The organism is Mesorhizobium waimense (assembly GCF_003601975.1).
GTDB lineage: Bacteria > Pseudomonadota > Alphaproteobacteria > Rhizobiales > Rhizobiaceae > Mesorhizobium > Mesorhizobium waimense.
On sequence record NZ_QZWZ01000011.1, the window covers coordinates 106969 to 127838 of the forward strand.

Annotated in this window: 18 protein-coding genes; 10 read left to right on the forward strand and 8 right to left on the reverse strand. The window is 63.8% G+C overall.

Annotated elements, in window-relative coordinates; translation table 11 throughout:
* Positions 1–8 precede the first annotated feature (8 nt).
* The 3 genes from D3227_RS16080 (at position 9) to D3227_RS16090 (ending at position 3631) form a co-directional block, all read left to right on the forward strand.
* Complete coding sequence (locus tag D3227_RS16080) at positions 9–1511, forward strand: TadA family conjugal transfer-associated ATPase (RefSeq protein WP_120015081.1); 1503 nt, start codon at positions 9–11, stop codon at positions 1509–1511.
* Between the two features lie 29 nt (positions 1512–1540).
* A complete protein-coding gene (locus D3227_RS16085) occupies positions 1541–2554 on the forward strand; it encodes a type II secretion system F family protein (protein ID WP_120015082.1) in 1014 nt (337 codons plus the stop codon).
* A gap of 63 nt (positions 2555–2617) precedes the next feature.
* Complete coding sequence (locus tag D3227_RS16090) at positions 2618–3631, forward strand: type II secretion system F family protein (protein WP_120015083.1); 1014 nt, start codon at positions 2618–2620, stop codon at positions 3629–3631.
* A 100-nt stretch (positions 3632–3731) separates the two neighbouring features.
* Here D3227_RS16090 and D3227_RS16095 read toward each other — a convergent pair whose 3' ends face one another.
* On the reverse strand, positions 3732–4553 hold the full coding sequence (locus D3227_RS16095; protein WP_120015157.1) for a tetratricopeptide repeat protein: 822 nt from the start codon (positions 4551–4553) through the stop codon (positions 3732–3734).
* Between the two features lie 186 nt (positions 4554–4739).
* Here D3227_RS16095 and D3227_RS42185 point away from each other — a divergent pair, with 186 nt between their 5' ends.
* The 6 genes from D3227_RS42185 to pdeM all read left to right on the forward strand — a co-directional run bounded on the left by D3227_RS42185 (position 4740) and on the right by pdeM (position 11773).
* Entirely contained in the window at positions 4740–5660 is a 921-nt protein-coding gene (locus D3227_RS42185) for an ATP-grasp domain-containing protein (RefSeq protein WP_120015084.1), read from the forward strand.
* Positions 5661–5753: 93 nt separating this feature from the next.
* A complete protein-coding gene (locus tag D3227_RS16105) occupies positions 5754–7118 on the forward strand; it encodes a leucyl aminopeptidase family protein (RefSeq protein WP_120015085.1) in 1365 nt (454 codons plus the stop codon).
* 59 nt (positions 7119–7177) lie between these two features.
* Positions 7178–7528 (forward strand): MarR family winged helix-turn-helix transcriptional regulator, encoded by a 351-nt coding sequence (locus D3227_RS16110; protein ID WP_006202972.1) that lies wholly within the window; start codon positions 7178–7180, stop codon positions 7526–7528.
* 47 nt (positions 7529–7575) lie between these two features.
* Positions 7576–8436: a C40 family peptidase gene (locus D3227_RS16115; protein ID WP_120015158.1), complete on the forward strand. Its 861-nt coding sequence runs from the start codon at positions 7576–7578 to the stop codon at positions 8434–8436.
* A 69-nt stretch (positions 8437–8505) separates the two neighbouring features.
* Positions 8506–11040: a ligase-associated DNA damage response DEXH box helicase gene (locus tag D3227_RS16120; protein ID WP_120015086.1), complete on the forward strand. Its 2535-nt coding sequence runs from the start codon at positions 8506–8508 to the stop codon at positions 11038–11040.
* Positions 11041–11086: 46 nt separating this feature from the next.
* Positions 11087–11773, forward strand: coding sequence for a ligase-associated DNA damage response endonuclease PdeM (pdeM, locus tag D3227_RS16125; protein ID WP_245451776.1), 687 nt, complete (start codon positions 11087–11089; stop codon positions 11771–11773).
* Between the two features lie 3 nt (positions 11774–11776).
* Here the strand turns inward: pdeM and D3227_RS16130 are convergent, their stop codons facing one another.
* Genes D3227_RS16130 through D3227_RS41600 form a run of 4 tightly spaced genes read right to left on the reverse strand, consistent with a single transcriptional unit; the run spans position 11777 to position 16533 of the window.
* Positions 11777–12712 carry a dimethyl sulfoxide reductase anchor subunit family protein gene (locus D3227_RS16130; RefSeq protein ID WP_120015088.1) on the reverse strand — a complete coding sequence of 312 codons (936 nt, stop codon included), beginning with the start codon at positions 12710–12712 and terminating at the stop codon, positions 11777–11779.
* A 4-nt stretch (positions 12713–12716) separates the two neighbouring features.
* Entirely contained in the window at positions 12717–13451 is a 735-nt protein-coding gene (locus D3227_RS16135) for a 4Fe-4S dicluster domain-containing protein (protein ID WP_120015089.1), read from the reverse strand.
* On the reverse strand, positions 13448–16378 hold the full coding sequence (locus D3227_RS16140; RefSeq protein WP_120015090.1) for a molybdopterin oxidoreductase family protein: 2931 nt from the start codon (positions 16376–16378) through the stop codon (positions 13448–13450). The genes D3227_RS16135 and D3227_RS16140 overlap by 4 nt, the downstream gene beginning before the upstream one ends.
* On the reverse strand, positions 16375–16533 hold the full coding sequence (locus tag D3227_RS41600; RefSeq protein WP_167480718.1) for a hypothetical protein: 159 nt from the start codon (positions 16531–16533) through the stop codon (positions 16375–16377). The genes D3227_RS16140 and D3227_RS41600 overlap by 4 nt, the downstream gene beginning before the upstream one ends.
* A gap of 123 nt (positions 16534–16656) precedes the next feature.
* Between D3227_RS41600 and D3227_RS16145 the strand changes: the two genes are divergently transcribed.
* Positions 16657–17553: a LysR substrate-binding domain-containing protein gene (locus tag D3227_RS16145; RefSeq protein WP_120015091.1), complete on the forward strand. Its 897-nt coding sequence runs from the start codon at positions 16657–16659 to the stop codon at positions 17551–17553.
* Between the two features lie 5 nt (positions 17554–17558).
* Here the strand turns inward: D3227_RS16145 and D3227_RS16150 are convergent, their stop codons facing one another.
* The 3 genes from D3227_RS16150 to D3227_RS16160 form a co-directional block, all read right to left on the reverse strand.
* A complete protein-coding gene (locus tag D3227_RS16150) occupies positions 17559–18815 on the reverse strand; it encodes an Hsp70 family protein (protein WP_120015092.1) in 1257 nt (418 codons plus the stop codon).
* Positions 18816–18986: 171 nt separating this feature from the next.
* Positions 18987–19778: a TIGR02186 family protein gene (locus D3227_RS16155; protein ID WP_120015093.1), complete on the reverse strand. Its 792-nt coding sequence runs from the start codon at positions 19776–19778 to the stop codon at positions 18987–18989.
* Positions 19778–20701 carry a sulfite exporter TauE/SafE family protein gene (locus D3227_RS16160; RefSeq protein WP_120015094.1) on the reverse strand — a complete coding sequence of 308 codons (924 nt, stop codon included), beginning with the start codon at positions 20699–20701 and terminating at the stop codon, positions 19778–19780. Before D3227_RS16160 ends, D3227_RS16155 begins: the two co-directional genes overlap by 1 nt.
* Positions 20702–20870: the final 169 nt, after the last annotated feature.

The window sequence follows — 20870 nt, forward strand, 5'->3', positions numbered from 1 at the left end:
AGTCGATCATGTTTGGTAAGAGAGGCTCAGACGACGGCAACCGGTTCAATCCGGAATTCCGTCAGCCGGCACCAGCGCCGGCAGCGCCCGTGCCCGCGGACACGGCGGTTCTCGCGCGGCCGGCCTCTGCACCGCCGCAGCCTGGTGCCGCCGTTGCCCCACCCGCCCGACGCCCGGTCGAGCCGCCGCCGCTGGCGCCGCCGCCGAAGAAGGTCCAGCGCGAGCGCAGCGAAAGCTATTACGACACCAAGAGCCAGGTCTTTTCCGCGCTCATCGATACGATCGACCTATCGCAGCTTGCCAAGCTCGATCCCGAAAGCGCGCGCGAGGAAATCCGCGACATCGTCAACGACATCATTGCGATCAAGAATTTCGCGATGTCGATCGCCGAGCAGGAGGAGCTGCTCGAGGATATCTGCAACGACGTGCTCGGCTACGGTCCGCTGGAGCCATTGCTCGCCCGCGACGACATCGCCGACATCATGGTCAACGGCTCCAAGAACGTCTACATCGAAGTCAACGGCAAGGTCGAACAGACCGGCATCCGCTTCCGTGACAACCAGCAGCTGCTCAACATTTGCCAGCGCATCGTCAGCCAGGTTGGCCGCCGCGTCGACGAGTCCAGCCCGATCTGCGATGCCCGCCTGCCCGACGGCTCCCGTGTCAACGTCATTGCGCCGCCGCTCTCCATCGACGGCACCGCGCTCACCATCCGCAAGTTCAAGAAGGACAAGCTCACGCTCGACCAGTTGGTCAAGTTCGGCGCCATCTCGCCGCAAGGCGCCGAAGTCCTCAAGATCATCGGCCGTGTCCGCTGCAATATCGTCATCTCGGGCGGCACCGGCTCGGGCAAGACGACGCTGCTCAATTGCCTGACCAACTACATCGACCGCGAGGAACGCGTCATCACCTGCGAAGACTCGGCCGAGTTGCAATTGCAGCAGCCGCATGTGGTTCGCCTCGAAACCCGCCCGCCCAATCTCGAGGGTGAGGGCGAGGTGACCATGCGCGATCTGGTCAAGAACTGCCTGCGCATGCGGCCCGAGCGGATCATCGTCGGCGAAGTGCGCGGACCGGAGGTCTTCGATCTGCTGCAGGCGATGAACACCGGTCACGACGGTTCGATGGGAACCATCCACTCGAACAGCCCTCGCGAATGCCTGAACCGTATCGAATCGATGATCGCCATGGGCGGCTACTCGCTGCCGCAGAAGACAGTGCGCGAAATCGTCGTCGGCTCCATCGACGTGATCATACAGGCGGCCCGCCTGCGCGACGGTTCACGCCGCATCACCCACATCACCGAAGTGATCGGCATGGAAGGTGACGTCATCATCACGCAGGACCTCGTCCTCTACAACATCAAGGGCGAGGACGCGAACGGCAGGCTGCTGGGCGAGCACGTCTCGACCGGCATCGGCCGGCCGCATTTTTGGGATCGCGCCCGCTACTATGGCGAGGAACAGCGCCTCGCCACTGCGCTCGAGGCCATGGAGAAACGCGCTGACTGACGCATCTGGAGGCGTAGGGGTCCTGGTCGATGTTCGGAATTGACACCACAGTACTGGCGTTTGTTGTGCTGGCCGGCTTCAGCGCCGGCGCGGTCGCCTATGCTTTCCTGTTCACCCGGATCAGCAACGAGAAGCAGGTCGGCAAGCGGCTCGAGACCATCAAGACCGCCGAAACCGATCGTTCCGTCGTCAAGGCCTCGCGTGATCGTGTCGCCGAAGCAACCAAGCGGCGAAAGTCCGTCCAGGATTCGCTGAAGCAGCTCGACGAAAAACAGAAATCCAACGATCGCAACGTCAAGAAGCCGCCGCTGAAGGCGCAGATCCGTCAAGCCGGCATGCAGATATCCATCGAGCGCTTCTACATCTACTCGGCCGTCTGCGGTATCGTTCTCACGGTTCTCGCCTATATGGCCGGTGCGCCTTTGCTGATCCTTCCGGGTGCTTTGCTGGCCGGCGCCTTCGGCCTGCCGCGCTGGTTCGTCTCGTTTCGCCGCGGTCGGCGCGTCAAGGCATTCCTCGCCGAGTTTCCGAACGCGCTCGACATCATCGTGCGTGCGGTCAAGTCGGGCCTGCCGCTCAACGATGCCATCCGCCTGATCGCCAGCGAATCTCCGGAACCGGTAAAGACCGAGTTTCGCCGTATCATCGATTCGCAGCAGATGGGCATGTCGATCCCCGATGCGGCGATCCGCATGGCCGAAACCATGCCTTGCCCGGAGGCGGGCTTCTTCGGCATCGTGATCCAGATACAGTCGCAGGCCGGCGGCAATCTTTCCGAGGCGCTGGGCAACCTTTCGCGCGTGCTGCGCGATCGCAAAAAGATGAAGGCCAAGGTGCAGGCGCTTTCGATGGAGGCCAAGGCCTCCGCGGTCATCATCGGCGCCTTGCCTTTCGTGGTCGCCTTCCTCGTCTACCTGTCGAGCCCGAACTACATCATGCCGCTCTTCACCACCAGCACTGGCAACCTGATCATCGGCTGTTCACTGGTCTGGATGTCGATCGGCATCATGGTGATGCGCAAGATGATGAACTTCGATGTCTAGAGCATGATCCGAAAAGTGGTCCCGGTTTTCGAAGATCATGCTCGAACAAAAAGATAGAAACCAATGACCGATCAAGTCGTCAAATCCCTGACCGATCCTGCCTTTCTGATCGCGCTCCTGGTCGGCATTGCCGTGTTTGCGACCGTCTTCACGCTCTTGCCAGCCCTAGGCGGCAATCAGCTCAAGTCGCGCATGAAATCCGTGGCGCTCGAGCGTGACGAATTGCGCGCCAAGCAGCGCACGCGGCTGGCCAGCGAAGCCGATCGCCGCCGCACGGGACTGCGCGAGGAACAGTCGATCGGCATGCGCAACATCGTCGATCGGCTGGATCTGAAGCGCGCCCTGGCCGATGAGAGCACATTGCAGAAGCTCAAGGTGGCGGGTTTTCGCGGTCAGAATCCGCTGACGCGCTTTCTGTTCTTCCGCCTTGTCCTGCCCTTCGTCGGTTTCGCGCTGGCGGCTTTTTACGTTTTCATGCTCGGCGGACTGCCCCTGCAGCCGCCTTTCATCAAGTTGTTCGTCTGTGTTGTCGTCGCCTATGGCGGCTTCTATGCACCGATCCTCTACGTCAATAACCGCGCCGCCAAACGCAAACAGTCGATCCAGATGGCGTGGCCGGACGCACTCGACCTGATGCTGATCTGCGTCGAGTCCGGCATGTCCGTGGAGGCCGCCCTGCGCAAGGTTGCCGACGAGATCGGCGCGCAGTCGGTGGCGCTGGCCGAGGAGTTTGTGCTCACCAACGCCGAGCTCTCCTATCTGCAGGAGCGCAAGGTGGCCTATGAGAACCTCGCCAGCCGCACCGGCCTGGAATCGGTCAAGTCGGTGTCGCAGGCACTGGTCCAGGCCGAGCGCTACGGCACGCCGGTCGCGCATGCGCTGCGCGTTCTGGCCGGCGAAAGCCGCGACATGCGCATGAACGCGGCCGAGAAGAAGGCAGCAGCCTTGCCGCCCAAGCTCACCGTGCCGATGATCCTGTTCTTCCTACCGGTGTTGTTCGCCATCATCCTCGGCCCGGCCGGCATCCAGGTCAGCCAGCGCGGCGTCTTCGGCGATCAGCACAAGGCGAGCGAGTAACGCCAAGATCCGGCTCACATATACGCGAAAGCCGCGCTGCGTATGCCGCGCGGCTTTTGTCTTTGGCGAGATTGCAGGATTCGATGCGCAAGCCGTGCCGTCAGTTGGTGGCGGGCTTGTCCTTGTCCTGATCCTTGAGCTGGCTCCAGGCGTTCTGCTGCGCAAGCATCTGGCGCAGATAGGCCACATTGGCTTGCGCCTGCTCGGGCGAGAGCTCCTGCGAGGCGATCTTCTCGGCCTCGTCGAAGCGGCCCTGCAGGCCGACGACCAAAGCCAGGTTCTGCCGGACCCGGCTGTCGGCGTTGGGCTGTTCGGCGGCCGAGCGCATATAGGTTTCTGCCGTGCGCAGATCGCCTTCCAGCACGTAGGACATGCCGAGATTGGACAGGATCGAGGGTTCGTTCGGCTTGAGGTCGAGCGCCCTGCGGTAATTCTGGCGCGCTTCGTCCTTCTGCCCCAACTGGTCGAGAATGGCGGCTTCCGCCGAGACCAGCCGCCAGTCCGGATATTCCGGCGTCTGTGCGCGGCGCACCGCATCGAGCGCCGGCTCGAACTGCCCGTTGGCGGCCAGCGCCTTGCCATAGGCGGCAAGCACGTCGCGGTCCTTGGGGTAGGCAATCGCCAGCTTGCGCATGACGGCGAGCGACTGGTCGGCATCGCCATCCATCTGCAGTGCCGCCGCATAGTTCGTGGCGATGCGTTTGTCGTTGGGATTCTTGGCGTAGGATTCGCCGAGCGCTATCGTTGCGTTGTGCAGTTCGCCGGCGGCCATGGTCTCCAGTGGTTTGTTGCTGGAGCGAGAAATCGAGCCGGTGGTGAATTTGCTGGTTCCGCAGCCGGCAACGCTCGCCGCCAGCGCTGCCATGAACACCGTTGTGATCAGCCGTTTGCCCGTGGCTCTCATCGTGCGGTTGGTCGGCATCGGCAGCGGGCCTCCATTCAAGCGCGGCCTTTGCGCGGCCGTCTTCCCTCTCGAAGAAATATTCTGTTAACCCTAATGGACGGTTAACAAGGGTGCCGGGTGCGCCGTGCTTCCAGCGCTCGCCATTGCGCGAACGCCCGGTCCGACCTATCAAATCACTCTTTTGGGAGTTGCCGCGGGCGGGATATGCTGAACGTCGTACTCGTCGTTCCGGACGATCGTGAAAAGACCTGGCGGGATTTTCACGAGATTGCCGCCGCCGCCGGGCGGCAGGGCGTGAAAATCCACCTTGTGCGTCATCGGCGCACGCAACAGCTCGGCCTTTTGTCGCTCTGGTTTCGCCCCACGGTTTCGATGGCGCTTGTCGGGCGAACGGACCGCAAGCTTCTTCCCGGGCAATTTCTGTCGGGCCGGCGCCTCGACAAGATCGAAGAATACCAGGCTCTCGAGGATGCTGGGACTCCGGTACCGAAATGGACGGAGGTCAAGCCTGATACCAGGCTCGACCCCAATGAATGGGGTCCCTATGTCGTTGAAAAGCCCTCGCGAGGCTGGTTGGGCGCCAACGTCAAGGTGAGAAAGACCTCGCGTGTGCAGTACGCCCACCCGTCGTCCTATCCGTCCGATCACCTCGGCGCCAACGCGCCGATGATCGTTCAGCAGTTCGTTTACACGGGCGAGTGGCCGGTGAGCTATCGGCTTGTTTCCGTTTTCGGCGAAATTGTCCTTTGTTACAGGCAGACCACCAGACGCGGAACGCCGTTGCGGACCCGTTGGGGGTTCGATGAAGGCGGTGTGGCAATCGTCTCGAACACCAGGCAGATGGAGATCGTGCTCGACGCGGACCCGGAAATGATCGACGTGGCCTCTCGAAGCCACCGGGCGGCCTTTCCGGACATTCCAATTCTTCACTTCGATCTGGGAAGGGATGCTGAAACCGGCAGGATCCACATCTTTGAATGCCACCCTTTCATACCGCGTTGGCTGTTCTCGAGCGACAGGACATTGTCGGCCCAGGCCGACAATCGGGTCGACTTCGACAGTCAGTTCGACGCGATGCAGGGGATCGCGCGGGCCATCGTTCGCAAGGCAACCGAACTTCTGTGAACGTGCTGCACGGGGCGCGCGAATTGCCGTTGGAATTTTTCGGCGCCCCTGTCACTGGATTAGCGGATAGCGACTCAAGTCGGAGATCATCGAATGCCTGTCGAACTTGTCGAACGCACATTGCAGGCCGCCTTGCCGGTTCATCTGGTGGCAAAGGGCGGTCTGGAGGCAGCAGGTCTCGCGTCGTCGTCGATCGCCTGGGCCAAGGCCAACGGTTTCTCCGGCGAGGCCGGCAGGACGCTTGTCGTTCCCGGCGAGAACGGCGCGCTTGCCGGTGCGTTGTTCGGCACCGGCGACGGCGAGGGCACGCTTGCAGTTGGTGCCTTGGCACGGGCTTTGCCGGAAGGCGACTGGTATTTTGCCTCCGAGCCCGCGGAGCCCGAACTCGCGGCCATTGCGCTGGCGCTCGGCGGCTATGTCTTTACCCGCTACGGCAAGAAGTCAGGCAAGGCGCTGCGCCTCATCTTGCCACCCGGCGCCGATGCGGCGCATGTCGGCCGCATCGTCGACGGCGTTTTCCTGACGCGCGATCTGGTCAACACGCCGACCAGCGACATGGGCCCCGACCACTTGGAGGTGGCCGTTCACATGCTGGCCGCGAAACACAGGGCCGAAGTGTCGGTGACGAGGGGCGACGACCTGCTCACTCAGAACTTCCCCATGATCCATGCGGTCGGTCGCGCATCATCCGATGCGCCGCGCCTGATCGACATGAGATGGGGACCGGAGGGGGCGCCGAAGGTGACGCTGGTCGGCAAGGGCGTCTGCTTCGATACCGGCGGGCTCGATATCAAGCCGTCGTCGGGCATGCTGCTGATGAAGAAGGACATGGGCGGCGCCGCCAATGTGCTCGGCCTCGCATCGATGATCATGGCCGCCGGGCTGAACGTCCGTCTGCGCGTATTAATCCCGGCGGTCGAGAATTCGATTGCCGGCAACGCTTTCCGGCCAGGTGATGTGCTGACCAGCCGCAAGGGCATCACCGTCGAGATCGGCAACACCGACGCCGAGGGGCGGCTGGTGCTGGCGGATGCGCTGGCATTGGCCGATGATGAGCAGCCCGAGCTGCTGGTCGACATGGCGACGCTGACCGGGGCCGCGCGTGTCGCGCTCGGTCCCGACCTGCCGCCTTTCTACACCGGCGACGAGGCACTGGCCGACGATCTGGCGGCAGCTTCCGTCGCGGTCGAGGACCCGCTGTGGCGCATGCCGCTGTGGCGGCCCTATGACGCAAGACTGTCGTCGAAGATCGCAGACGTCAACAACGTCACCACGGACGGTTTTGCCGGCTCGATTACCGCCGCACTTTTCCTTAAGCGCTTCGTCGAAAAGACTCACTGTTGGGCGCATTTCGACATCTTCGCCTGGAATCCGTCCGATCGCCCTTACGGCGTCGCCGGCGGCGAGGCGCAAGGCATTCGTGCGCTGGAGCGGATCATCTCGGCACGTTATGGCTGATGCCAACGCGATCTCGCGACTGAAACGGAACCGAAACAATTTGCCGTCATGCTGGGCGGATGTCGATCTCGATGCGCCCGAGCCAGGCCATGCGACTGTGGCAGCAGGTGATGCTGTCGCAGGTGCGCGACGGCGCGCCCGATCTCACCATGCGCCAGACGGCGATCCTGTTCACCATCTATCTCGACCCGCCGCCGCACACGGTGCGCGGGCTGGCCGCAAGGCTCAACGTCACCAAGCCGGTCATCACCCGCGCGCTCGACACGATGGGCGCGCTGAAGCTGGTGTCGCGCCATCGCGACGAACTCGACAAGCGCAACGTCCTGATCAGGCGTACGGTCGAGGGCGCGCTCTTTGTCGAGCGCTTCGGCGATGGTATCGTTGCCCGGGCTCATGAACTTCCTATCTGACCAATTGTCGATTTGCCCAATTTACCGATTAAAACGAGTTGCCGATTTTGACCGCCAGGGATGCCCGCCTTCACGCTTTTCGTGCCGATCTCGCCGATGCGCGGCTGAAAGGCGAAGTTTCCGCCGATCGTTTCGTCGCCGGCCGGCCGGCGCGGATTGCGGTTTCAGTGGCCGATATCCGCAAGGCGCCCAGCCTGGATGCCGGTATCAACACGCAAGCCCTGTTCGGTGACGATGTCCTCGTCTTCGAAAACAAAGATGGCTGGGCCTGGATCCAGATGGAGCGTGACGGCTATGTCGGTTACGTCGCCGATGCGGCGCTCGGCGGACGGGAGCACGCACCCACTCACATCGTCTCGGTGCCGCGCACATTTCTCTACCCGGGGCCGGACCTGCGGTTTCCGCTGAGCGGTCAGCTTTCGATGGGATCGATGGTGACGGTTACGGGCGGTGCCGAAACGCGCGGCACGCACTATGCACTGCTGGCCTCCGGCGAAGCTCTTATCTCCGGCCACCTGCGGCCCATGGCCGAAACTGCCACCGACTATGTATCGGTTGCGGAAGCTTTTCTCGGCACGCCCTATCTCTGGGGCGGCGCCTCCGGCTTCGGCATCGACTGTTCCGGCCTCGTGCAACTGGCGATGCGCATGGCAGGTCAGGACGTGCTGCGCGATTCCGATATGCAGGTGGCGACCATTGGCGAACCGCTCGACCGCGACCCGGATTTCAGCGGGCTGCGTCGCGGCGACCTCGTCTTCTGGAAGGGCCATGTCGCCATCATGACCGACGCCGACACCATGATCCACGCCAATGGCCACACCATGCTGGTGTCGCGCGAAGGGCTGAAGCACGCCATCGCCCGCATCGGCTATCTCTATGGCGGCCCGACAGGGTTCCGGCGGCCTTAGACGGCGCCGCGATCACCTTTTGTTCCGATTCTGCTTGGCGATCGCGCGCCGTCGCGCTACCTCTGGCGCGTGACAGAGCAGCCGCGCCTTGCCGAACAGAATGCCGCCGTCGTCCTGCCCGAGCCATTCGTCAGATGGTTCGCGCAAAAAGGCTGGTCGCCGCGTGCCCACCAGATCGAGTTGCTGGCGAGGGCACAAGCCGGGCAGTCGGTGTTGTTGATCGCCCCAACCGGGGCCGGCAAGACGCTGGCCGGCTTCATGCCGTCCCTGACGGAACTCGCCGATCGTGCAAGGCGAAAACCGGGCCAGGCGCATCGCGGCATCCATACGCTTTACATCTCGCCGCTGAAGGCCCTAGCCGTCGACATCGAACGCAATCTCGGCAAGCCGGTGGAAGAGATCGGCCTGCCCGTCACCATAGAGACACGCACCGGCGACACGCCTTCGCACAAGCGCCAGCGGCAGAAGCTGGTGCCGCCCGACATTCTGCTGACCACGCCCGAGCAATTGGCGCTGCTGATCGCGGCACCCGATGCCAGGCGTTTCTTCGAGGATCTGCGCTATGTCGTGCTCGACGAACTGCACTCGCTGGTGATCTCGAAGCGCGGGCACCTGCTGGCGCTCGGGCTGGCGCGGCTGCGCAACTATGTGCCAGGCCTGCAGACGATCGGATTGTCGGCCACAGTGGCGGAGCCCGACGAGTTGCGGCGCTGGCTGGTCGCGCAGAACCCACCCAAAGGCTCAAAGAGTCCGGCCATGGCCCGGGTGATCACTGTCACCGGTGGCGCCAAGCCTGATATCTCCATTCTCGATTCACAAGAGCGCGTGCCGTGGTCAGGTCACTCGGCCCGCTATGCCATTCCCGAGATCTACGAGGCGATCAAAAAGCACCGCACGACGCTTTTGTTCGTCAACACCCGCAGCCAGGCCGAACTGCTGTTCCAGGAACTGTGGCGGGCGAACGAGGATTCGTTGCCGATCGCGCTCCATCACGGCTCGCTCGATGTCGGCCAGCGCCGGCGCGTCGAGAAGGCGATGGGCGAGAACGCGTTGCGCGCCATCGTCGCCACCTCGACGCTCGATCTCGGCATCGACTGGGGCGATGTCGATCTGGTCGTGCATGTCGGCGCACCGAAGGGCGCCAGCCGGCTGGCGCAGCGCATTGGTCGCGCCAACCACCGCATGGACGAGCCTTCCAAGGCGATCCTGATCCCGGCCAACCGCTTCGAGGTGCTGGAATGCCGCGCCGCCCTCGACGCCAACTATCTCGGCGCGCAGGACACGCCGCCGCTGATCAAGGGTGCGCTCGATGTGCTGTCGCAGCATGTGCTGGGTGTCGCCTGCGGCGCGCCTTTCGATGCCGATCTTCTGTTCGAGGAGGTGCGCGGTGCAGCACCCTATGCGGCCCTGGAGCGCGAGACTTTTGACCGCGTCGTGGATTTCGTCGCCACCGGCGGCTACGCGCTGAAGAACTATGAGCGCTACGCCCGCATCCGCAAGACGGTCGACGGGCTATGGCGCGTTTCGCATCCGCGCGTCGCGCAGCAATACCGGCTGAATGTCGGCACCATCGTCGAGATGCCCGAACTCAACGTCCGCTATGTCAGGCAGGGGCGCGGCATGGCCGCGCGCGGCGGGCCGGTGCTCGGCAAGATAGAGGAGTATTTCGCCGAAACGTTGCGCCCTGGCGACAATTTCCTGTTCGCCGGCAAGGTGCTTCGCTTCGAAGGCATCCGCGAGAACGAGTGCGTCGTCTCCAGCGGCGTCGGCGCCAACATCATCGTGCCGTCCTATGCAGGCGGCAAGTTTCCACTGTCGACCTATCTCGCCGAACAGGTGCGCGGCATGTTGGCCGACAGCGACCGCTGGCAGGCGCTGCCCGAGCAGGTCGCCGACTGGCTCAGGCTTCAGAAGGAAAAGTCAGTGCTGCCGAAGCGCGGCGACCTGCTGGTCGAGACCTTTCCGCGCGGCAACCGCCACTACATGGTCGCCTATCCGTTCGAAGGCCGGCTGGCGCATCAGACGCTCGGCATGCTTTTGACGCGGCGGCTGGAGCGGGCGGCCGCCCGGCCGCTCGGCTTCGTCGCCACCGACTATTCGCTGGCCGTCTGGGCGTTGGACGACATGGCGTCTTTGTTCAAGGCGAAAAAACCGTCATTGGCGGCGCTGTTCGATGAGGACATGCTGGGCGACGACCTCGAAGCCTGGCTGAACGACAGCTGGATGCTGAAGCGCACCTTCCGCACCTGCGCGGTGATCGCCGGATTGATCGAGAAGCGCTATCCCGGGCAGGAGAAGAGCGGCCGTCAGGTGACCGTGTCGGCCGACCTGATCTACGACGTGCTGCGCAGCCACGAGCCGGACCATATTCTGCTGCAGGCGACGCGCACCGATGCGTCAGCCGGACTGCTCGATGTCAGCAGACTTGCCGAGATGCTCTCGCGCGTGCGCGGCCGAATCGTGCATAAGCATCTCGACCAGATTTCGCCGCTGGCGATACCGGTCATGCTGGAGATCGGCAAGGAACCGGTCAATGGCGGCGCCAACGAGACGCTGCTGATGGAAGCCGCCGATCTGGTCGAGGAGGCCATGGGCCGAAGGTGAACTGAGAGATGGGGGCATGAATTTCTCGCTGGCGCGCACGTCGCTGATGGCCGAGGCTGATCTGGTCGGCATCGCTGGCGAACGCGCCGTCTGCGATCCGCGTGGCGTGCTCTATTTTCCCGAGCTCCGGCTGCTGGCGGTGTCCGACCTGCATCTGGAAAAAGGCTCGTCCTATGCCCGGCGCGGCGCCCTGATCCCGCCCTATGACACCGGCGCCACCTTGCTTCGGCTGCAGGCGGTGATCGCCGACTATCAGCCGGCGATCGTCATCAGCTTGGGAGACTCCTTCCATGACGGCGGCGGCGCCGAGCGCATGCATTCGAGTTTTCGCGAGCGGCTGGAAGCGCTGATATCAGGCCGCGACTGGTTCTGGGTTGCCGGCAACCATGATCCGGAAGCGCCGGCCGATCTACCTGGCGAGACCGTGCGCGAACTCGCCATCGGCTCGCTGCTGTTCCGGCATGAGCCTTCAAAGGTGCGAACCGAAGGCGAGATCGCGGGACATCTGCACCCATGCGCCCGCATCGTCCAGCGCGGCCGCTCGGTGCGGCGGCGCTGCTTTGCCGGCGACGGCGGCCGCATGATCATGCCGGCCTTCGGCGCCTATACCGGCTCGCTCAACGTGCTCGACCGCGCCTATGCCGGCCTGTTCCGCCGCGAGACGCTGATGGCCTACATGCTCGGCGCCGAACGCATCTTTGCCATTTCCGGCTCGATGCTGAGACCCGGCTGAACCTTACCGTCCATAGTACAAAGTGACCGTGTGCTTCGCTTCGGCGAAGAACAGCCAGCGCTCGACCAGCATGCCGGCGAACTGGACGGTTGCGGCCAGTACGCAGACCACTGCCGCAAAGGGCTTGGGCAGAACAAAGGCAGCGGCAAGCAGCAGGACAGGCAAAGCGAAGGCCGAAACCTGCGTGATCAGCCGCAGCTTTGCGCCGTGCTTGCGCGCGATGCGAAAACCCATTTCCTTGAGCAGATAGTTTTCCTCGGTGTGTGGCCATTCCAGCGACCGCACTGTGCCGCCGGCAAGTCCTGTCGCGGTATTGGCGTTGGTCGGGATTTCCTGCCGGTCATTGTAGCGCCAGGTCGCCAGCTTCCAGCCCCAGCCGAGCAATGTGACAAGCAACGATGCTACCAGCACGGTTCTCATGCCAACGCCGAAGCCTTGCAGCAGCGCGTTCAGCAGCGTGCTGCCGGTCATCGCCGAGAAGATCAGATAACCGGGTAACGTGTAACGGCTGTGCCACTGGGCGATCGGCTTCAGCGAGGCATAGATCATGCCGGTGGTGCAGACGGTGACGACCGCGCCGATGGCCGCCAGCAATCCGGCAATGGCCACCCAGCTACCGGTGCGGGCGAAAAACACCCAGCTAATGCCGAACAACCCCGCCGGAATGAAGGTCAGGACCGACGCCACGCCTTCGCGCGACAGCCAGGAACTGCGCCATTGCGAGAAGGCGCGCCAGGCGCGCTCGGGTCGGCCGAGATGGCCGGTCGACGACAGCAGGCCAGCGGCGATCAGGCCGAGCGCCAACCCCATGCCGATGAGCCCGAGCCAGAAATCAGGCGGGATGAATCCCAATCCGCCGAGCACGCCTAGCAGCGCCAGCAGGCCGTAACCGGCGCCCGTGGCGGTGGTGAAGAAGACGACGGAAAAGGCTGGATGCATCGGGTCAGTTCGAAAGCATGCGGTCGACCCAGCCGAGGAAACCGCCTTCGGCCCGCACCGGTTCGAGCGCGGGTGCGGCCACCGATGCGGCGCGTTGGGTGTGGGCACGCGGCGGCAGATACTTGTTGGTCGGGTGATAGCCCATCTCCGGCATCAGGTCGACGCCGCCGCGCTCCGCCACCAGTTGCGACACAGCCGAAGAGGGATCGCCGAGATCGCCGAAATGCCGGGCGCTGGTTGGGCAAGCGGCGACGCAGGCCGGCACGCGGTCTTCCTCGGCCAGATTGTCGTTGTAGATGCGGTCGACGCAGAGCGTGCATTTCTTCATCACGCCGACATCGGTGTCGAATTCGCGCGCGCCATAGGGGCAGGCCCAGCTGCACAATTTGCAGCCGATGCACTTGTCCTCGTCGATCAGCACGATGCCGTCGGAGGCGCGTTTGTAGGAGGCCCCCGTCGGGCAGACGGTGACGCAGGCCGGCGTCTCGCAATGCAGGCAGGAGCGCGGAAAATTCACCGTGCGGCCGCCCATCTCGGTGGTGTGCTCGTAGCTGTGCACGCGGTTGAACCAGACGCCGTCGACATTGCCGCCATAGGGGTCGATGTCGGTCAGCGGCGCCATATGGCCGCCGGTGTTCCACTCCTTACAGGCGGTGACGCAGGCCTGGCAGCCGACGCAGGTGTCGAGGTCGATGACCAGACCGAGCCTTTTGTCGGTATGGGCGGGAAGGCAGGTCATTCGGTGGCTTCCCTGTTCCTGCGGAATTCCACGCCGAAGCTGAGCTTGTCGGGTGCGGGCTCGAAACGTGGCGGTTGGTGAAAACGCTCGAACTGCGGCTCGGTGAAGCCGGCTTCTTGCGCCATGCATTTGGCGATGCGCACCCTCAGGTCGAACCATGCCGCCTGTCCTGTGACCGGGTCGGAATTCGAATAGCGCTTGCCGTTCGCATCGGCCGATGTCTGGTCGCCGATGATATGGTTGAGCAGGAAGCCGCGATTGCTCTCGGCGGCGTCGTCCTTCAGCCCCCAACTGCCGCGCCGCTTGCCGATGGCGTTCCAGGTCCAGACCGTATCCGCGTTGACGCCGTCGACCAGTTTGATCTGTCCCTTCACACGACCGTTGATGCTCTCGATCCAAACCCAGTCGTCATCGGCAAGCCCGAGGCCGGCCGCGGTCTGGTGGTGCACGAACAGCCGGTTCTGGCTGGTGATCTGCCTCAGCCACGCATTCTGCGAACCCCAGGAATGGTACATGTGCATCGGCCGCTGCGTCAGCGCATGCAGCGGATATTTTTGCAGGTCGACGGCTGCTTCCTCGAACGGCGCGTACCAGAACGGCAGCGGGTCCATATAGGTCTCGATGCGGCTGCGCTCGGCTTCCGGCGGCTGCACCCGTCCATGGCCGCGTGCCGCAAGCCGGAAGCGCTGCATCGGCTCGGAATAGAGCTGGAAGACGATTGGCTCGGCCTTCGGGATGAAGCCCATCTGCTCCGCGAAGCCGAGATAGGAGCGGTTGGCCATCTTGTAGTAGCGCTGGTCGGCGGAAAAGTCGTGGTGCCAGAAGCCGCCATTGTCGATGTAGCGCTGCAACTGATCGGGATTAACCGCGCCGCTGCCGATCGCCGTCCCGTCCTTGCCACGCCAGCCGGCCAGCGGCCCGATGCCGGGCGTGCGTTCGTGATTGACGATATAGTCGGCATAGCCGCGGTATTTGGCCGAGCCGTCGTCGTCGACGAAACCGGGCAGGCCGAGCCGCGCGCCGAGCTCGATCAGCACCGACTGGAACGGCCTGACGTCGCGATCAGGCTCGACGACCGGATGGCGGATGGCGTCGCCCGGTCCGTCGGCGTGGCTGATCGGCCGGTCGAGCAGGCTGATGCAGTCGTGCCTTTCGAGATAGGTCGTATCGGGCAGCACCAGATCGGCGAACGGCACCGTCTCGGAATAATAGGCGTCGGAATAGATGATGAAGGGGATCTTGTAGTTGCCGGCCTCGTCCGCGTCGGTCAGCATGGCGATCGTCTCGACGGTGTTCATCGAGGAATTCCAGGCCATGTTCGACATGTACATCATCAGCGTGTCGATTCGGTAGGGATCGCCGGCCCAGGCGTTGCGGATGACGGTGTGCATGAGGCCGTGCGCGGCCAAAGGCGCGTCCCAGGAATAGGCCTTGTCGATACGGATGGGGGTGCCGGCCTCGTCGACCAGCAGATCGTCCGGCCCGCAGACGAAGCCGAGCGGCATGCCCTCGAGCGGCGTCATCGGCTGCACATTCTTGCCCGCCGGCTTCGGCCCCGGCGGCGTCGGGCGGGGATAGGGCGGCTTGAAGCGGAATCCGCCGGGAACATCCACCGTGCCGAGAAGCACTTGCAGCAGATGAATGGCGCGGCAGCTGTGAAAACCGTTCGAATGGGCCGAGATGCCACGCATGGCGTGCATCGACACCGGCCGGCCCTTGATCGTTTCATGCCGACGGCCGGCCCAATCGGTCCAGGCCACCGGCAATTCGATCGTCTGTTCGAAAGCGACATGCGCCAATTCGGCGGTGATTCTGCGGATCGTGTCGGCGGGAATTCCGCAGCGCTCGGCGACCGCGTCAGGCGAATAGCTTTCATCGAGATAACGGTCGGCGACGAGTTGGAACACCGGCACGCAGCGGCGGCCATCGATGGTGAAACTGCCGGTCAGCGCCGGCTTTGCATTTGGGTCGGCGGCGTTGATCGGCGTCTTCGCCACCCGGTCCCAGGCCAGCGGATTGCCCTTGTCATCGCGCACGAACAGGCCGTCGTCGGCTGCACCGGGCTCCTGGATGACGAGGGTGTGGGCGTTGGTGTAGCGCAGCAGGTAATCGAGGTCGACGCGGCCGGCCTTCATGAGCTCGTGGATGAGGGCGAACACGAACAGGCCGTCCGTGCCCGGCCTGATGCCGATCCAGTCATCGGCAATCGCATTGTAACCGGTGCGGCACGGATTGATCGAGACCACCTTGGCGCCGCGCGCCTTGAGCTTGCCCAGGCCGATCTTGATCGGATTGGAATCGTGATCCTCGGCGACGCCGAACAGCATGAAGTATTTGGTGTTGTCCCAGTCGGGTTCGCCGAACTCCCAGAACGAGCCGCCGATCGTGTAGAGACCGCCGGCCGCCATGTTGACCGAACAGAATCCGCCATGAGCAGCGAAATTCGGCGTGCCGAACTGGCTCGCCCACCAGCCGGTCAGCGATTGCGACTGGTCGCGCCCGGTGAAGAAGGCAAGCTTTTTGGGATCGGTCCGGCGGATCGCCGAAAGCCGCTCCGTCGCGATCGAGAAGGCTTCCTCCCATTCGATCTCGCGGAATTCGCCCGAGCCGCGCGGGCCGGTGCGCAGCAGCGGCTTCTTCAGCCGCGCCGGGCTGTAGTGTTGCATGATGCCGGAGCTGCCTTTGCCGCAGATCACGCCGCGATTGACCGGATGGTCCTTGTTGCCGTTGATGTAGCGGACCTTGCCGTCCTTGATGTGGACGTCGATACCGCAGCGACAGGCGCACATATAGCAGGTGGTCTTGGCGATCCTGTCGGATACGCTTGGCGAAGTGTCGACGCCGTCGCCCTCGTCGGGTGCGCGCGTGTCGGCCAGCGGCCGTTGCGACGGTGCGCAATTGGCGCCGCGCGGCGCTCCGTGGCTCATGATCCGAGAACGCTCTTGCCGCTCGCCGTCTTGGCTTTCGTCTTCGGTCCGGGGCCGCGCATGTAGTGCTGTTCGGGGTGGTAGCGCTCGCCGGCGAACTGCCGCCTTAGCCGGCGGGTCCAGTGCGCGAACAGCGATTTGAAGCGCCCGATCAATTTCCCAACCCTGCGGCGGTGCCGCCAATTTTTTCAAACTCCCGCAAAAACTTAGAACAAAGCAATTGATCTGTCTAACAACCAGGTCTTGTAATTCCGATCGAATTTGCTTCTTAGTTGCTCATGACCCTGGACCAGTTGCGCATCTTCGTCGCCGTCGCCGAGCGCGGCCACATGACCAAGGCGGCAGAGCTTTTGGGCATCTCCCAGTCGGCGGCATCGGCCGCCATCCGCGCACTCGAACAACAACATGGCGTCCAGCTGTTCAACCGGGTCGGCCGCAACATCGAGCTGGCGCAGACCGGTCGCCGGTTCCTGCCCGAGGCCAAGGCCGTCCTCGAACGGGCGGCCGCCGCAAGCAACGTTCTCGAGGATGTCTCGCAGACCGTCACCGGCTCGCTTTCGATCGCCGCCAGCCAGACCATCGCCAGCTATTGGCTGCCGCGCCGGCTGGCCTCCTTCCACGAGGCGTACCCTGCCGTCAGGCTGAGCGTCACCATCGGCAACACCAGGCAGGTCGAGACGCATGTTTTGGACGGCACGGCGGATTTCGGCCTGGTCGAGGGGCGCACCGAATCCGACATCCTGCGACGCGCCAAGGTCGACATCGACAGGCTGATGCTGGTCGTCGCCATCTCGCATCCGGAGATTGTCGAAATCGCGCCGGGCCGTCCCGACATCAGGGGGCTGCGCTGGATCATCCGCGAGGGCGGTTCCGGCACGCTCGAGGTGCTCGAGGATCTGGCGCGCCGCGAGGGGATTTCACTCGCCGAGCTGCAGATATTCCTGGTGCTGCCGAGCAACGAGGCGATCCGCCAGGCCGTCGAGGCCGGCGCCGGCGCCACCATCATTTCCGAACTCGTCGTCGCCGGCGCGATTGCCGAAGGCAGCCTGCGCTCGGTGCCGATCGACCTGCCGAAGCGTGACTTCGCCATCATCACCCACCGCGACCGGCAGGCCAGCCTCGCCCAGATGGCATTGAAGGCGCATCTGAGCGCGAAGCCCATGGCGTCAGCGTAACAGGATCAACCGAACTTCCGCTGGGCGTCCAACGCCAGCCCAAGCCCGACGGAGCCGAACATGTCGCCTTCGATGACGGAGGCCTGCGGCACCAGTTCCAGGATCTGCCGCCTCGCCAGCGGGATTGCCGTCGATCCGCCAGTCAGGAACACGGCGGTGATGTCGGTAGCCTTTACACCGGCGTCGCTGATGGTCTGGCCGACCGTCGCGGTCACCCGCTCGATGTCGCCAGCGATCGTCGCTTCAAGGCCTGCCCGCGTGATCTCGGCGGCGAAGCGCGCGCCGGGAAGCGGGACCTGCACGCCGGCTGAAGGCTGGTCCGTCAGCGCGATCTTGGCCTTTTCGACCAGACCTGCCAGCGCATGTCCGTAGCGATGCTCCACGATATGGATGAAGCGGTCGACCAGGTCGGCGCGCTCCGCCTCGAAGCGGATCTGTCTGAGATGCGTCATCGCCCTGGCGGTGTAGACGAGGTTGATGCGCTGCCATGTCGCCAGGTCGATGAAATAGCTGGCCGGCAAATTGCGTTTGCCGTCCTTGGTCGGCGTCAGATAGCCGAGCTGCGGCATCACATGGGCGATGCTCAGCAGCCGGTCGAAATCGGTGCCGCCGATATGAATGCCCCGGTTTGCCAGGATGTCGTCCTTGCGGTCGGTCGAGCGGGCGCGCTCGGGCGAGACTCGCACGATCGAAAAGTCCGACGTGCCGCCGCCCATGTCGACGATCAGCGCCAGTTCCTCGCGCGTGACCTTCTGTTCGTAGTCGAGAGCAGCGGCGATCGGCTCGAACTGGAAGGCAATATGCTTGAAGCCCTGGATGCGCGCTGCGTTTTCAAGCTCACCTTGCGCCTTCGCGTCGGCTTCCGCGTCGTCGTCGACGAACTGCACCGGACGCCCAAGCACCACGCTTTCAACGGGCGCCTGGGCATCTTCCTCCAGCCGCTTCTTCAGATGGCCGACGAATAGCCCGACGATCTCCATGAAGCCGATCGAGCGCGCCTTGATGCGCGTCTTCTCATGCACCAGCGAACTGCCGAGCACGCTCTTCAGCGAACGCATCAGGCGGCCTTCGATGCTGTCGGTATAGTCGGCGATGGCCCGGCGCCCGAAATAGGTGTGGTTGTCGTCGAAGTTGAAGAACACAGCACTTGGCAGCGTCACCTGACCGTCCTCCAGCGCAACCAGCTGCGGCTGCCCGTCGCGAATCACGCCGACGGTGGAATTGGACGTGCCGAAGTCGATACCGCCGAATGCTGGTCGCATCGCAGTTTCCTGTCGTTTTTCTGGGGCAGCGGGGTGGCGCCTTGTCAGCTGCGCCAATGTCCGGGTGACCGGACCTTCTGCCGAACCGGATTGTGATGTGCGCTTGCTGCGCCGGGAGGCGGCGGTCTAGCGCATGAGGTCGCAAAGGGGAACAGGCTTTCGCGAGGAAATCTAGTCTTTGCGGAAGATCAGCCTTCCAAGCCAGCCGGTCAGCATGGCGAGTGACACGGCGAAGACGCCGTAGAGGAAGGAATAGTCGTGCGCGACGCGGAAGATCGACTGTTCGAAACCGGATTTGCGGATTTCGAGCTGGGCCGAGCTTTCCTTGATGAACATGCCGCTCTTGAACAGGAAGGCGCGGGCCTTGTGGGTGCCGACCGGGACATTGGGCGCCAGCCTGACGGTGGCGCGAAACAGGTTCTGCGACAGAAACTGCACGCCGCCGACATTCTCGCTGTAGAGGCCGGTCGCCGTCTTGCGGTCCCTCAGCGCTGCCGTGAACTCTTCGATCGTCGCCGGGCTGTCGGTCACGTCGGCTGGCTTCATATAGAGATTGGAGGCGCCGAGCGACAGCTGCTTGTAGCTGTTGGGATCGGTGACGTCCTGCAGCGGGCGCGTGGTTGCCACCGAATAGGACACCGGCACGTTCTCGAACGTCTCCGATTCCAGATTGATCCAGACGCCGAGCAACCTGTCCTTGCGCCGCACGACCACCGGCCGTGGCGGGCCTTCGAGCACTACGATCACGTCGTAACGTCCCTGGCGCGCGACGAGCGGATCGGCATTTTCCAGCGAACCGAAGATGGTGAGGTCGGCGCCTGAAAACCCCGCGGTGATCGAAACGGCGTCGGTCGACAGCCCGATCTGGATGCTTTCGGGCGGCGGCGTCTGCGCCACCGCCGGCAATGCGGCTGCGGCGAGCGACAGGAAAGCAGCGGCTGCGAACGCTTTCAGGCCCGCCATCAGTTCAGGCCCGCGGCGGACAGCGAATAAAGATTGGGCGGCGTGACGAACAGATCGATGGCAAGCCGGATGGCGACCGCCAGCACCAGCATTGCCAGCAGCGCCCGCAACTGCTCGCCGCGCAGCTTCTGGCCGGCCTTGGCGCCATATTGCGCGCCGGCGACGCCGCCCGCCATCAGCAGGAAGGCGAGCATGACATCGACCGTCTGGTTGGTGGTGGCGTGGACCAGCGTGGTGTAGGCCGAGGTGAAGATGATCTGGAACAGCGAGGTGCCGATGACGACATTGGTAGGCACCTTCAGCAGATAGATCAGCGCCGGCACCATGATGAAGCCGCCGCCGACGCCCATGATCGACGACAGGAAGCCGATGCCGGCGCCGAGCCCGAGCACCGGGATGACGCTGACGAACAGTTTCGAGGCGCGAAAGCGCATCTTCAGCGGCAGCCTGTGGATCCAGTTATGCTGGCCGGATTTCTTCAGCACTGGAGCGGCGCCGCTGCGGGTGGCGCGCAGCGCGTTGACGCTCTCGATCAGCATGAGACCGCCGACGGTGCCGAGCAGCACGACATAGAGCAGCGAGATGAACAGGTCGAGCTGCCCCAGCCGACGCAAAAGCGCAAAGACAAAGATGCCGCCGGTCGAGCCGACAATGCCGCCGGCAAGCAGCACCCCGCCGAGTTTGAAGTCGAGCGTGCCGCGCTTCATGTGCGACAGCGCTCCGGAAAAGGAGGAGGCGATGACCTGGTTGGCGCCGGTGGCGACCGCGATCGCCGGCGGAATGTTGTAGAAGATCAGCAGCGGCGTAATGAGAAAGCCGCCGCCCACCCCGAACATGCCCGACAGAAAGCCAACCGCCGCCCCCATGGCCAGCAGTACGAAGACGTTGACGGAAATTTCCGCGATCGGGAGATAGATGCCCACCCGTCAGTCTCGATCAGTTTGCCTGTCGGCGATTGCAGCCGTTCGCGGGCAGTGTCGCACCGAAAAGCCAATTTTGTCTTGCGCCGGCGGCGCGGCCGGGTCAAACCCATGCCGCGCCGCCGAAACAAAAAACATCTCAATCAGTTAACAGGCAAATGTGTGGCAAGGG